Genomic DNA, 15,098 nt, shown 5'->3' with positions numbered 1-15,098 from the left:
ATCCGGCACGGACCCTCATCAGCACGGGTACGGAATCTCACCCAAAGGGGCAGCAAGCACATGTCGACCGACGACAAAGTCCTCGACTACCTGAAGCGCCTGACCGCGGACCTGAGGCAGACCAAGCAACGGCTCCGCGAGGTCGAGGAGAAGGACAGCGAGCCGATCGCGATCGTCGGCATGAGCTGCCGCTTCCCCGGCGGGGTCGAGTCGCCGGACGACCTGTGGCGCCTCGTCGAGTCCGGTGCGGACGCGGTGTCCGGGTTCCCGGCCGACCGGGGCTGGGACGTGGAGTCGCTGTACGACGCCGACCCCGACCACTCGGGCACCACCTACGCGCGTGAGGGTGGATTCCTGCACGAGGCGATGCGGTTCGACGCGGGCTTCTTCGGGATATCCCCGCGCGAGGCCCTCGCCATGGACCCGCAGCAGCGCCTCCTCCTCGAAACCTCCTGGGAGGTCTTCGAACGCGCGGGCATCGACCCGAACGCGTTACGGGGCAGCCGCTCGGGTGTGTTCGTCGGTACGAACGGCCAGGACTACGCGGCGTTGCTGATGGCCGCACAGGAGACCGTCGAGGGCTACGCCGGTACGGGCATCTCGGCGAGCGTCATCTCCGGCCGCCTCTCCTACACCTTCGGTTTCGAGGGCCCCGCCGTCACGGTGGACACGGCGTGCTCGTCCTCCCTCGTCGCGCTCCATCTCGCGACTCAGGCGCTCCGGTCGGGCGAGTGCGAGTTGGCGCTCGCGGGTGGTGTGACGGTGATGTCGACGCCCGGTGCCTTCATCGAGTTCAGCCGCCAGCGCGGCCTCGCTTCCGACGGCCGGTGCAAGGCGTTCTCCGACAGTGCCGACGGCACCGGCTGGGGCGAGGGCGTCGGCATGCTCCTGGTCGAGCGCCTCTCCGACGCGCAGCGCAACGGTCACCAGATCCTCGCCGTCGTACGCGGTTCAGCGGTGAACCAGGACGGCGCGTCCAACGGCCTGACCGCTCCCAACGGCCCCTCCCAGCAGCGCGTCATCCGCCAGGCCCTGGCGAGCGGAGGCCTGACCGCCACCGATGTGGACGCGGTCGAGGCCCACGGCACCGGCACCACCCTCGGTGACCCCATCGAGGCCCAGGCGCTCCTCGCCACCTACGGCCAGGACCGGACCGAACACCCGCTGTGGCTCGGCTCCGTGAAGTCCAACCTCGGTCACACCCAGGCCGCCGCCGGTGTCGCCGGTGTCATCAAGATGGTCATGGCGATGCGCCACGGCGTGCTGCCGCGCACCCTGCACGTGAGTGAGCCCTCCACACACGTGGACTGGTCGGCGGGCGCCGTGGAGCTCCTGACGGAGGCCAAGGCGTGGCCGGAGACGGGCCGTCCGCGGCGCGCGGGCGTGTCGTCGTTCGGCGTGAGCGGCACCAACGCGCACACCATCATCGAACAGGCCCCCGACGCCGAGGAGTCCGCTCCCGAAGCGGCGCCCGGTCCGGCGGACGGCGTGGTGCCGTGGGTGCTCTCGGCCCGGAGCGCCGAGGCGTTGCGGGAGCAGGCCGAGCGGCTCCGCTCGGGCGTGACCGGACTGCACCCCGTGGACGTCGGTCTCTCCCTCGCCACGACGCGAGCGTCCTTCGACCACCGCGCGGTCGTCATCGCGGACGACCCGGAAACCCGGCTGACCGCTCTGACCGCTGTGGCCGAGGGCACACAGACGGCGGGAGCCCTCACCGGGACCGTCGCCAAGGGCCTGCTGGGCTTCCTGTTCTCGGGCCAGGGCTCACAACGCCTGCGCATGGGGCGGGAGTTGGCCGACCGGTTCCCGGTGTTCGCCGAGGCCTTGGAACAGGTGCTCGCGGAGTTCGCTCCGCAGGTCCGCGAGGTCCTGTTCGGTGAGGACGCGGACGCGCTGCACGAGACGGGGGTGACGCAGCCCGCGCTGTTCGCGGTCGAGGTGGCCCTGTTCCGTCTCCTGGAGTCGTGGGGTGTGCGCCCCGACCTGCTGGCGGGCCACTCGATCGGCGAGTTGGCCGCCGCGCACGTGTCGGGTGTGTGGTCGCTGGCGGACGCGGTGAAGGTGGTGTCGGCGCGTGCGGGTCTGATGCAGGCGCTGCCCGCAGGCGGTGCCATGGTGGCGATCCAGGCGACGGAGACCGAGGTCGCTGCGGACCTGCCGGAGACGGTGGGTATCGCGGCGGTCAACGGCCCCTCTTCGGTGGTGATTTCGGGTGTCGCCGCTGACGCGGAGGCGGTGGGTGAGCGGTGGCGTGCGGCGGGCCGCAAGGTCACCAAGCTCCGCGTCAGCCACGCCTTCCACTCGCCGCTGATGGACCCGATGCTGGATGACTTCCGCCGGGTGCTGGAGAGCGTGTCGTACGCGGCTCCGGAGATCCCGATCGTGTCGACCCTCACGGGCAGGGCGGCAAGCTCCGAGGAGTTGACGTCGCCGGAGTACTGGGTCCGGCACGTGCGGGAGTCCGTACGGTTCGCCGACGCCGTAAGTGCGCTGGTGGACGAGGGCGTGGGCACGTTCGTCGAGGTCGGCCCTGGCGGGACGCTGGCGGCCCTCGGACAGGACTCCGCACCGGAGGCCGGGTTCGTGCCGGTGCTGCGGGCCGACCGGGCCGAGGAGCCCGCGCTGGTGTCGGCCGTGGCACAGCTGTACACGCGGGGCGTACGGCTCGACTGGGAGGCCTTCTTCGCCGGTCGTGGTGGGCGGAGGGTGGACCTGCCGACGTACGCGTTCCAGCGGGAGCGTTTCTGGCTGGACGTGCTGCCGTCGGTGGGGGATGTGTCGGCGGCGGGTCTGGGGGCTGCGGAGCATCCGTTGCTGGGTGCGAGTGTCGCGCTGGCCGGTACGGATGGGGTGTTGCTGACGGGCCGGTTGTCGGTGCAGTCGCACCCGTGGCTGGCTGATCACGAGGTCATGGGTTCGGTGGTGCTGCCGGGTTCGGCCTTTGTGGAGCTGGCGGTGCGTGCGGGGGACCAGGTCGGGTGTGACCTGGTGGAGGAGCTGACGCTGGAGGCGCCTCTGGTGCTGCCCGGGGACGGCTCGGTGCGCGTGCAGGTGTGGGTCGGCGCCCAGGACGCCTCGGGCAGGCGCGATCTGACTCTCCACTCCAGCGCGGGCGAACCGGACGAGGGGCGTTCCTGGACCCGGCATGCCGTGGGCGTGCTGAGCGAGGGCGGGCGCCCCGCCGAGGCTTCCCTGGTCGCGTGGCCGCCTGCCGGGGCGGAAGCCGTGGACCTGGACGGGTTCTACGACCGCGTGGCCGGTCGCGGTGTGCACTACGGGCCGGTGTTCCAGGGGCTGCGGGCCGCGTGGCGCACGGGCGACGAGGTGTTCGCCGAGGTCGCACTGCCGGAGGACGCGGAGGCCGAGGGCTACGGTCTGCATCCGGCGCTCCTCGACGCGGCGCTGCACGTGGTGGGTGCGGCGGACGGCGACGGTGATCCGGCTCGGCTGCCGGTGTCGTGGTCGGGCGTGCGGCTGCACGCTGCGGGGGCGACGGCCCTTCGGGTGCGGTTGGCGCCCGCCGGGCCGGACGCGGTGTCGCTGACGGTCGCCGACGGGGCGGGCACTCCCGTCGCCGGAGTCGAATCGCTGGTGCTGGGCCCGGTGCCGGAGACGCTGACGCGGCAGGACCGGGACGCGCTGTTCGGCATCGACTGGGTGTCGGTACCCGCGTCTGACGGCGATGCTCCGAGGGTCGAGTGGTCGGATCTGGAGGCGTTGGCCGGGTCGCGGGATGGCGAGCTGCCGGACTTCGTTGTGCTGTCGTGCCCGGTGGACTCCGTGTCCGGTCCGGTGGTGGGTGCGCGTGAGGCGGCGTGCTGGGTGTTGAACGCGGTGCAGAGGTGGCTCGTCGACGAGCGGTTGGCGGCGGTGCGTCTGGTCCTCGTGACCAGGGGAGCTGTGAGCACCGTTCCTGATGAGGGTGTGGGGGATCTGGCGCAGGCCGCGGTGTGGGGTTTGGTGCGGTCGGCTCAGTCGGAGAACCCGGACCGGATCGTGTTGGTCGACCTCGACGACGAAGCGGCTTCGCTGGAGGTGCTGCCCGCCGCGCTGGCCACGGGGGAGCCGCAGCTCGCGGTGCGTTCCGGCGAGGCCCGGATGCCCCGGCTGGCCCGGGTCACGCAGCCCGTCGTGGACGACCCCGGCTTCGGTACGGGCACGGTCCTGGTGACCGGCGCGACGGGCACGCTGGGCGGCCTGGTCGCCCGGCACCTGGTCGCGGAGCGCGGCGTAGGGAGCTTGCTCCTGGTGAGCCGTCGTGGCGCGGCGGCCGAGGGCGCCGAGGAGCTGCGTAACGAACTCACCGCGCAGGGCGCCGAAGTCATGTTCGCGGCCTGTGACGTCGCGGATCGCGATGCGGTGGCGGCTCTGCTGGCCGAGTACCAGGTCTCTGCCGTGGTGCACACGGCGGGCGTGCTGGACGACGGTGTGATCGGCTCGCTGACGCCGGAGCGGATCGACACGGTGTTCCGGCCGAAGGCCGACGCGGCCTGGCACCTGCACGAACTGACCGCAGGCCTGGGCCTCTCCGCGTTCGTCCTCTTCTCCTCCGCGGCCGGTGTGTTCGGTGGCCCGGGGCAGGGCAACTACGCGGCCGCCAACTCCTTCCTGGACGCGCTCGCCGAGCACCGCCGCGCCCAGGGCCTGCCCGCGACCTCCCTCGCCTGGGGCCTGTGGGACACGGCCGACGGCATGGCGGGCGGCCTCGACGACGGCGACGTGCGACGCATGGCGAGGAGCGGAGTGCTGCCACTCGGCGTGGCCGAGGGCCTGACCCTGTTCGACGCGGCGGGCTCCACCGGACGGGCCCTCCTCGCGCCGGTGCCGCTGGACCTGCCGGTGCTGCACCGCCAGGCGCGTACCCAGCCGGTGCCGCACCTCCTGCGCGGCCTCGTACGCGGCACGGCACGCAGGACCGCCGCACCCGAGGCCGCCCGCTCCGCGCTCGCACAGTCCCTCGCGGGCCTCACCGCAGCCGAGCGGGACAACGCCCTGCTCGACCTGGTGCTCGGCCACGTGGCCGCCGTGCTCGGGCACAGCTCCGCCCAGGCGATCGCGCCCGAACGTGCCTTCAAGGAGCTCGGCTTCGACTCGCTCAGCTCCGTCGAGCTGCGCAACCGCCTCGGCGCGGCGACGGAGCTGGCCCTGCCCGCCACACTGGTCTTCGACTACCCGACGCCTGCCGCCCTCGCGGCACATCTGGGTGCCGAGCTCCTGGGCGGAGTCGTCGACGTCGTGTCCGGCGGGCCGGCGGCGCCGGGCGTGACCGACGAGCCGATCGCGATCATCGCGATGAGCTGCCGTTTCCCCGGCGGGGTCGAGTCCCCGGAGGACCTGTGGCGCCTGATCGCCGAGGGCGGCGACGCCGTGACGGAGTTCCCGTCCGACCGTGGCTGGGACCTGGAGGCGCTCTACGACCCCGACCCCGACGGCACGGGAACGTCGTACTCCCGCATGGGTGCCTTCCTCGACCGCGTCGCGGACTTCGACCCGGCGTTCTTCGGGATCTCCCCGCGTGAGGCCCTGGCGATGGACCCCCAGCAGCGACTGCTCCTGGAGACGTCGTGGGAGGCCTTCGAGCGGGCCGGGATCGACCCGAACGCACTGCGGGGCAGCCGCTCGGGTGTGTTCGTCGGTACGAACGGCCAGGACTACGCGGCGTTGCTGATGGCCGCGCGGGAGACCGTCGAGGGCTACGCCGGTACGGGCATCTCGGCGAGCGTCATCTCCGGCCGCCTCTCCTACACCTTCGGTTTCGAGGGCCCCGCCGTCACGGTGGACACGGCGTGCTCGTCCTCCCTCGTCGCGCTCCATCTCGCGACTCAGGCGCTCCGGTCGGGCGAGTGCGAACTGGCACTGGTCGGCGGTGTGACGGTGATGTCGACGCCGGGTGCCTTCATCGAGTTCAGCCGTCAGCGGGGGCTTTCGGTGGACGGCCGGTGCAAGGCGTTCTCCGACGACGCGGACGGCACCGGCTGGGGCGAGGGCGTCGGCATGCTGGTCGTGGAGCGCCTGTCGGACGCGCAGCGCAACGGTCACCAGGTGCTCGCCGTCGTACGCGGTTCCGCGGTGAACCAGGACGGCGCGTCCAACGGCCTGACCGCTCCCAACGGCCCCTCCCAGCAGCGCGTCATCCGTCAGGCGCTGGCGAGTGCGGGTCTGTCTCCGTCCGATGTGGATGCGGTGGAGGCGCATGGCACGGGTACGAAGTTGGGTGACCCGATTGAGGCGCAGGCGCTGCTTGCGACTTATGGCCAGGACCGTCCTGCTGACCGGCCGTTGTGGTTGGGGTCGGTGAAGTCGAACATCGGTCACACGCAGGCTGCCGCTGGTGTGGCGGGTGTGATGAAGATGGTGCTGGCGATGCGTCATGGTGTGCTGCCGCGCACGCTGCATGTGGATGAGCCGTCCTCGCATGTGGACTGGTCGGCGGGTGCGGTGGAGTTGTTGACGGGTGAGCGTGCGTGGCCGGTGGTGGATCGGCCGTGGCGGGCTGGTGTGTCGTCGTTCGGGTTCAGTGGTACGAACGCGCACGCCGTCATCGAGCAGGCCCCAGTCACTGAGGGGGAGGAAGCTCCGGAGCCGCTGCCCGAGGGTGCGGTGGTGCCGTGGGTGTTGTCGGCCAAGAGCCCGGTAGCCCTGCGGGAGCAGGCCGCGCGGCTGAAGTCCTTTGTGGAGGCGTCGTCGGGCCTGTCGGCGGCGGACGTGGGCCGCGCGCTGGTGTTCTCGCGGGCGGCGCTGGAGCACCGCGCGGTGGTGGTCGCTGCGGACCGGCCGGATTTCCTGGCCGCGCTGGAGGCCGTGGCCGAGGGGCGGACGACCGGTGCTGCGGTTGCGGGCGTCGGCGACGAGCCCGGCCGGGTGGGCTTCCTGTTCTCGGGCCAGGGGTCGCAGCGCCTGGGCATGGGCCGTGAACTTGCGGGCAGATTCCCGGTGTTCGCCGAGGCCCTCGACGAGGTCCTGGCGCTCCTGGATCCCGAGGTCCGCGAGGTCTTGTTCGGTGAGGACGCGGCTGCCCTGAACGAGACGGGGGTGACGCAGCCTGCGTTGTTCGCGGTCGAGGTGGCGCTGTTCCGTCTCCTGGAGTCGTGGGGGGTGCGCCCGGATGTGCTGGCGGGTCACTCCATTGGCGAGTTGGCCGCCGCGCACATTGCGGGTGTGTGGTCGCTGGCGGATGCGGTGAAGGTGGTGTCGGCGCGTGCGGGTCTGATGCAGGCGCTGCCGTCGGGTGGTGCGATGGTGGCGATCCAGGCGACCGAGGAAGAGGTTGCCTCGGACCTGCCGGAGACGGTGGGTGTCGCGGCGGTCAACGGACCTTCTTCGGTGGTGATTTCGGGTGTCGTCGCTGACGCGGAGGCGGTGGGCGAGCGCTGGCGTGCGGCGGGCCGCAAGGTCACCCGGCTCACGGTCAGCCACGCGTTCCACTCGCCGCTGATGGACCCGATGCTGGATGAGTTCCGCCGCGTGCTGGAGAGCGTCTCGTACGAAGCGCCCGCGATTCCGCTCGTTTCGACGCTCACGGGTGCGCGGGTGAGCGCTGAGGACCTCGCCTCGCCGGAGTACTGGGTCCGGCACGTGCGGGAGTCGGTGCGGTTCGCCGACGCGGTCAGCGTGTTGGTGGACGAGGGTGTGGGCACGTTCGTCGAGGTCGGGCCTGGTGGGACGCTGTCGGCCCTGGGGCGGGAGTCCGCGCCGGAGGCCGGGTTCGTACCGGTGCTGCGTGGCGATCGTCCTGAGGAGTCCGCGCTGGTGTCGGCGGTGGCTCAGCTGTGCGCCCGGGGCGTGCGGGTGGACTGGGAGGTGTTCTTCGCCGGTCGTGGTGGGCGGAGGGTGGACCTGCCGACGTACGCGTTCCAGCGGGAGCGTTTCTGGCTGGACGTGCTGCCGTCGGTGGGGGATGTGTCGGCGGCGGGTCTGGGTGCTGCGGAGCATCCGTTGCTGGGTGCGAGTGTCGCGCTGGCCGGGACGGATGGTGTGTTGCTGACGGGCCGGTTGTCGGTGCAGTCGCACCCGTGGCTGGCTGATCACGAGGTCATGGGTTCGGTGGTGCTTCCGGGTTCGGCCTTTGTGGAGCTGGCGGTGCGTGCGGGGGACCAGGTCGGGTGTGACCTGGTGGAGGAGCTGACGCTGGAGGCGCCTCTCCTGCTGCCCGGGGACGGCTCGGTGCGCGTGCAGGTGTGGGTCGGCGCCCAGGACGCTGCGGGCAGGCGCGAGTTGACCCTCTACTCCAGCACCGGCGAGGTGGACGAGGCGCGCGCGTGGACCCGGCATGCCAGCGGCGTGCTGCGTGAGGGTCGGCCTGCCGACGGGGTCTCCCTGGCCGCGTGGCCGCCCGCCGGGGCGGAGGCCGTGGACCTGGACGGGTTCTACGAGGCCATGGCCGACGGTGGCTTCGGCTACGGACCGGTGTTCCAGGGGCTGCGGGCCGCGTGGCGCGCGGGCGACGAGGTGTTCGCCGAAGTCGCGCTGCCGGAAGAGGGCGTGAAGACGGAGGGCTACGGTCTGCATCCGGCGCTTCTTGATGCGGCGCTGCATGCCATCGGGTTGATGGGTGAGGCCGATGGGGCGGGCAGGCTGCCGTTCTCGTGGTCGGGTGTGCGCCTGCACGCTGCGGGGGCGACCGTGCTGCGGGTGCGGCTGACGCCCGCCCGGGCAGACGGGGTGTCGCTGGCGATCGCTGATGGGGCGGGTGCTCCCGTGGCCACGGTCGGCTCGCTGGTCCTGCGCCCGGCCGCGCCCGACGAGGCCGTGCGCAACGAGCCGAGCGACGCGTTGTTCGGCGTCGGCTGGACGCCGGTCGCCCTGCCCGACGGAGACGTACCGACGACTCAGTGGTCCGATCTGGAGACACTGGCTCAGCCACAGGACGGCGAGCTGTCGGACTTCGTTGTGCTGTCGTGCCCGGTGGACTCCGTTTCCGGTCCGGTGGTGGGTGCGCGTGAGGCCGCGTGCTGGGCGTTGAACGTGGTGCAGAGGTGGCTCGTCGACGAGCGGTTGGCGGCGGTGCGTCTGGTCCTCGTGACCAGGGGAGCTGTGAGCACCGTTCCTGATGAGGGTGTGGGGGATCTGGCGCAGGCCGCGGTGTGGGGTCTGGTGCGGTCGGCTCAGTCGGAGAATCCCGACCGGATCGTGCTGGTCGACCTGGATGATGAGGCGGCTTCGCTGGAGGTGCTGCCTTCGGTGCTGGCCACGGGGGAGCCGCAGCTCGCGGTGCGTTCCGGCGAGGCCCGTGCACCTCGCCTGGTCAGGGCGGCGCAGTCCGCGGTGGACGACCCGGGCTTCGGTACGGGCACGGTCCTGGTGACCGGCGTGACGGGCACGCTGGGCGGTCTGGTCGCCCGCCACCTGGTCGCGGAGCGCGGCGTACGGAGCCTCCTCCTGGTGAGCGGACCTGACGCGGCCACCGAGGACCTGCGCGACGAACTCACCGCGCAGGGCGCCGAAGTCGTGCTCGCCGCCTGCGACGTAGCGGACCGCGATGCGGTGGCGGCCCTGCTCGCCGGGCACCAGGTCTCTGCCGTGGTGCACACGGCGGGCGTGGTGGACGACGGCACGATCGCCTCGCTGACGCCGGAGCGGATCGACGCGGTGTTCCGGCCGAAGGCCGACGCGGCCTGGCACCTGCACGAACTGACCTCCGGTCTGGAGCTGTCGGCGTTCGTGCTCTTCTCCTCGGCCTCGGGCGTCTTCGGAACCGGCCAGGGCAACCACGCGGCGGCCAGCACCTTCCTGGACGCGCTCGCCGAGCACCGGCGTGCCCAGGGCCTGCCCGCGACCTCCCTCGCCTGGGGCCCGTGGGTCGCCCAGGGTGGTACGGGCGAGAGCCCCGACGGCGCCGACGTACGACCGGCGGTCAACGGCGCTCTCCCGATCGGCCCGGCGGAGGGCCTGGCCCTGTTCGACGCGGCGGGCTCCACCGGACGGGCCACGGTGGCTCCGATGCCGCTGGACCTCCCGGCCCTGCGCCGCCAGGCGCGTACCCAGCCGGTGCCGCACCTCCTGCGCGGTCTCGTACGCGGCACGGCACGCAGGACCGCCGCACCCGAGGCCGCCCGCTCCGCGCTCGCACAGTCCCTCGCGGGCCTCACCGAAGCCGAGCGGGAGAAGGCGCTCCTCGACCTGGTGCTCGGCCACGTGGCCGCCGTGCTGGGCCACGGCTCCTCCCAAGTCATCGCCCCCGAGCGGGCGTTCAAGGAGCTCGGCTTCGACTCGCTGACCGCCGTCGAGTTCCGGGACCGGCTCAACACGGCCACCGAGCTGCGGCTGCCCGCCACGCTCGTCTTCGACCACCCGACCCCCGCCGCGCTCGTGGCGTTCATCGGCGCCGAGCTGGCGGGCACGCCCGTCGCGGCGGCGCCCGCCCACGCGGTCGCGGACGTGACGGACGAGCCGATCGCGATCGTCGGCATGAGCTGCCGCTACCCCGGCGGGGTCGACTCGCCCGAGGACCTGTGGCGGCTCGTCCTGGACGGCACCGACGCCATCAGCGAGTTCCCCGGCAACCGCGGCTGGGACCTGGACGCGCTGTACGACCCGGACCCCGACCACCTGGGCACCACGTACACCCGCGAGGGCGGCTTCCTGCACGACGTCGACCAGTTCGACTCGGCGTTCTTCGGGATCTCGCCGCGCGAGGCCCTGGCGATGGACCCGCAGCAGCGGCTGCTCCTCGAAACCTCCTGGGAGGCCTTCGAGCGGGCCGGGATCGACCCGAACTCGGTGCGGGGGCGCGACATCGGCGTCTTCGCGGGCACCAGCATCCAGGACTACGTCACGGCGCTGGTGGTGAGCGGGGAGAGCGTCGAGGGGTACATCGGCACGGGCAACGCGGCGAGCGTCATGGCCGGCCGGCTGTCCTACACCTTCGGCCTGGAGGGCCCCGCGGTGACGGTGGACACCGCGTGCTCGTCGTCGCTCGTGGCCCTGCACCTGGCCGCGCAGGCGCTGCGCCAGGGGGAGTGCGCGATGGCCCTCGCGGGCGGCGTCGCGGTGATGTCGACGCCGGGCGCGTTCCTGGACTTCAGCCGCCAGCGCGGCCTGTCCGCCGACGGCCGGTGCAAGCCGTTCTCGTCGGACGCGGACGGCACAGGCTGGGGCGAGGGCGTCGGCATGCTCGTCCTTGAGCGGCTCTCCGACGCCCGGCGCAACGGCCACCAGGTGCTCGCCGTCGTACGCGGTTCCGCGGTGAACCAGGACGGCGCGTCCAACGGCCTGACCGCCCCGAACGGTCCGGCGCAGCAGCGCGTGATCCGGCAGGCCCTGGCGAGCGCGGGCCTGACCGCGTCCGACGTGGACGTCATGGAGGCCCACGGCACCGGCACGATGCTGGGCGACCCGATCGAGGCGCAGGCGATCCTCGCCACCTACGGCCAGGACCGGCCCGAGGACCGGCCGCTGTGGCTGGGGTCGCTGAAGTCGAACATCGGCCACACCCAGGCCGCCGCCGGTGTCGGCGGCATCATCAAAATGGTCATGGCGATGCGCCACGGCGTCCTGCCGAAGACGCTGCACGTCGCCGAGCCCACCCCGCAGGTCGACTGGTCGACCGGAGACGTGGAGCTCCTCACCGAGGCCCGCCCCTGGCCGGACGCCGCGAGGCCGCGCCGGTTCGGCGTGTCCTCCTTCGGGTTCAGCGGCACCAACGCGCACGCCGTGATCGAGCAGGCGCCCGTCACGGAGGCCCCCGCGCCCGGCACGTCGGCGAGCGGGCCCGCGCCGGACACGTCCGCGCTGCCGGTGCTCCTCTCCGGGCGGGGCGACGACGCGCTGCGGGCGCAGGCCGACCGGCTGCGCGCCCACCTCGTGGCGCACCCGGAGCTGGACCTGCCCGACGTCGCCACCACGCTCGCGGGGTCCCGGGCCGCCCTCGACCACCGGGCGGTCGTCGTCGGGCAGGACCGCGAAGGCCTGCTCACGGCCCTCAAGGCGCTCGCCGACGGGCGGGCCGCGAGCGGCCTGGTCTCCGGCGTCGCGGCGGGACGCCGCCTGGCGTTCCTGTTCGCCGGACAGGGCGCGCAGCGCCTCGGCATGGGACGCGAACTGTACGGGCGCTTCCCGGTGTTCGCCGACGCGCTCGACGAGGTCCGCCGCCACCTCGACGCGCACTCCGAACGGCCCCTCCTGGAGGTCCTGTTCGGCGACGACGCCGACGCGCTGAACGAGACCGGGGTGACGCAGCCCGCGCTGTTCGCGGTCGAAGTGGCGCTGTTCCGCCTCCTGGAGTCCTGGGGGGTGCGCCCCGACCTGCTTGCGGGGCACTCCATCGGCGAGCTGGCCGCCGCCCACGTGGCAGGCGTGTGGTCACTGGCGGACGCCGCCGCCGTGGTGTCGGCCCGGGGCCGTCTCATGCAGGCGTTGCCCGCGGGCGGCGCGATGATCGCGGTCCAGGCGACCGAGGCCGAAGTCGCGGCGGACCTGCCCGGGACCGTGGGCATCGCCGCGGTGAACGGGCCGACGTCGGTGGTGATTTCCGGAGTCGCCGCCGACGCGGAGGCGGTGGGCGAGCGGTGGCGTGCGGCGGGGCGCAAGGTGACCCGGCTCAAGGTCAGCCACGCGTTCCACTCGCCGCTCATGGAACCGATGCTCGACGACTTCCGCCGCGTCCTGGAAGGCGTGGACTTCCAGGCGCCGACGATGCCGATCGTGTCCACGCTGACGGGCGGCCAGGCCACCGCGGCGGAACTGGGATCCGTGGAGTACTGGGTGCGGCACGTACGGGAGTCCGTGCGGTTCGCCGACGCCGTCGGCACGCTGCGGGCGCAGGGCGCGGACGTGTTCCTGGAGATCGGTCCCGGCGGGGTGCTCACGGCCCTCGGCCAGGAGACCGCGGCCGACGCCGTGTTCGTGCCCGCGCTGCGGAGCGACCGGCCCGAGGCGGCCGAGCTGGTGATGGCTGTGGGCAGGCTGCACGTGCTCGGCACCGCCGTCGACTGGGCCGAACTGACCGCCGACGGCACGCACGTCGACCTGCCCACCTACGCCTTCCGGCGCCGGCGGTTCTGGCCCGCCCCGGCCGCCGCACCTTCGGGGGACGTCACCGGTTCCGTCGACTCGCGGTTCTGGGCCGCCGTGGCGGACGGAGACCTCGGTGAGCTCGCGGACGAGCTGGCCGTCTCCCCCGACGACCCGATCGGGGACGTGCTGCCCCGGCTCTCGTCGTGGCGGCGCGAGCAGGCCGAGAGCTCCGCGGTCGACCGGATGCGCTACCGCGTCGCCTGGCGGCCGGTGAGCGAGCCCACCGCGGCGCTCACGGGCACCTGGCTCCTGGTCAGCCGGGACGGCACCGGTGAGGAACCCGTCGCCGCCGCGCTGAGCAGGCACGGCGCGAAGGTCCTTCCGGTCAGGACCGGCGAGGCCGTGGACCGGGCCTCCCTCGCGGCCCGGACGGCGACCGGCGAACCCGTCGCGGGCGTCCTGTCGCTGTTCGCGCTCGACCCCGCGCTGCCCTCCGGCGGCCTCGCCGCGACCCTCGCCCTGGTCCAGGCCCTCGGCGACACCGGCCTCGCCGCGCCCCTGTGGTGCGCGACGCGGGGCGGGGCCGCGACGGGCACCTCCGACACGTCCGTCCGGCCCGACCAGGCGATGGTGTGGGGGCTCGGCCGGGTCGTCGGCCTGGAACACCCCGAGCGCTGGGGCGGCCTGGTCGACCTGCCCGACACCCTGGACGAGCGCGCCGGCGCCCGCCTCGCGGGCGTCCTGTCCGGCGGGACCGGGGAGGACCAGGTCGCGCTGCGCGCGGGCGGAGTGGTGGCCCGCAGGATCGTGCGGGCCACCGCCGGGCGCGCCAAGGACTGGGCGCCCACCGGCACCGTCCTGGTCACCGGCGGCACCGGCGCCCTCGGCGCGCACATCGCCAAGTGGCTGATCGCGCAGGGCGCCGAGCACCTGCTCCTGACCAGCAGGCGCGGGCCGAAGGCCGACGGAGCCGAGGAACTGCGCGCGGAACTGACCGCGCTGGGCGCCCGCGTCACGATCGCCGCGTGCGACGTGGCCGACCGGGACGCGCTGGCGGACCTGCTGGCCTCGGTGCCCGCCGAGTACCCGCTCACCGGGGTCGTGCACGCGGCGGGCGTCCTGGACGACGGCGTCCTGTCCGCGCTCACCGAGGACCGCCTGCACGCCGTGCTGCGGCCGAAGGTCGACGCCGCCGTCAACCTGGACGAACTGACCCGGGCGCACGACCTGTCGACGTTCGTCATGTTCTCCTCGACGTCCGGCGCGCTCGGCGGCCCCGGGCAGGCCAACTACGCGGCCGCCAACACCTTCCTGGAGGCGCTCGCGGACCGGCGCGCGGCCGCGGGCCTGCCCGCCACCGCCGTCGCCTGGGGGCCGTGGGGCGGCGGCGGCATGGCCGAGGGGCCGCTCGGCGACCAGCTGCGCCGCCGCGGCATGCCCCCGATGGAGCCCGGACAGGCCATCGCCGCCCTCGACCGGGCCGTCCGCCAGGGCGACCCGACGGCGATGGTGGCGGACATCGACTGGGACGTCTTCGCCGCGGGCTTCACGTCGGTGCGGCCGAGCCCGCTCCTCGCGGAACTGTCCGGCGGGCAGCGCGACCGGGCCACCGCCGAGACGGCCGCGCCCGTCGACACGGCGGCCCGGCTCACCGCCCTTTCCGGCCCCGAGCGCGAGCGCGCCGTCCTCGACCTGGTACGGGAGCAGGCCGCCGCCGTCCTCGGCCACGACGGCACCAAACTGGTGGAGCCCGGCCGGGCCTTCCAGGAGCTGGGCTTCGACTCGCTCACCGCGGTCGAGTTCCGCAACCTCCTCAACTCCCACACCGGTCTGAGCCTGCCCGCGACGCTCATCTTCGATCACCCCACGCCGTCCGCGCTCGCCGCGCACGTCCTCGACGAACTGCCGGGCGGCGGGGCGCCGACCATCGACGCCGAGCTGGACCGCCTGGAGTCCGCACTGTCCCTCCTGACGCCGGACGACGAGCAGAACGCCGCCGTCAGCGCCCGCCTCCGCGCGCTGCTGTCCATGTGGGACGAGGCGCACACCCGCACGGAACCCGCCGAGTCCGCCACGGACGCGCGCACGGCCACGGCGGACGAGCTGCTCTCGCTGCTCGACGAACAACTCGGTAGGTCCTGAGC

The 15,098-nt window shown here is 73.4% G+C and carries 1 protein-coding gene; it reads left to right on the top strand.

Annotation, left to right across the window (positions count from 1 at the left end):
• Positions 1-60: 60 nt before the first annotated feature.
• Positions 61-15,096, top strand: coding sequence for a type I polyketide synthase (locus C9F11_RS04135; RefSeq protein WP_138957967.1), 15,036 nt, complete (start codon positions 61-63; stop codon positions 15,094-15,096).
• Positions 15,097-15,098 lie beyond the last annotated feature (2 nt).

Source organism: Streptomyces sp. YIM 121038 (assembly GCF_006088715.1).
Classification (GTDB): domain Bacteria; phylum Actinomycetota; class Actinomycetes; order Streptomycetales; family Streptomycetaceae; genus Streptomyces.
Note: the sequence above shows the minus strand (reverse complement) of the source record. Positions and strands in the feature narration are given on the sequence as shown.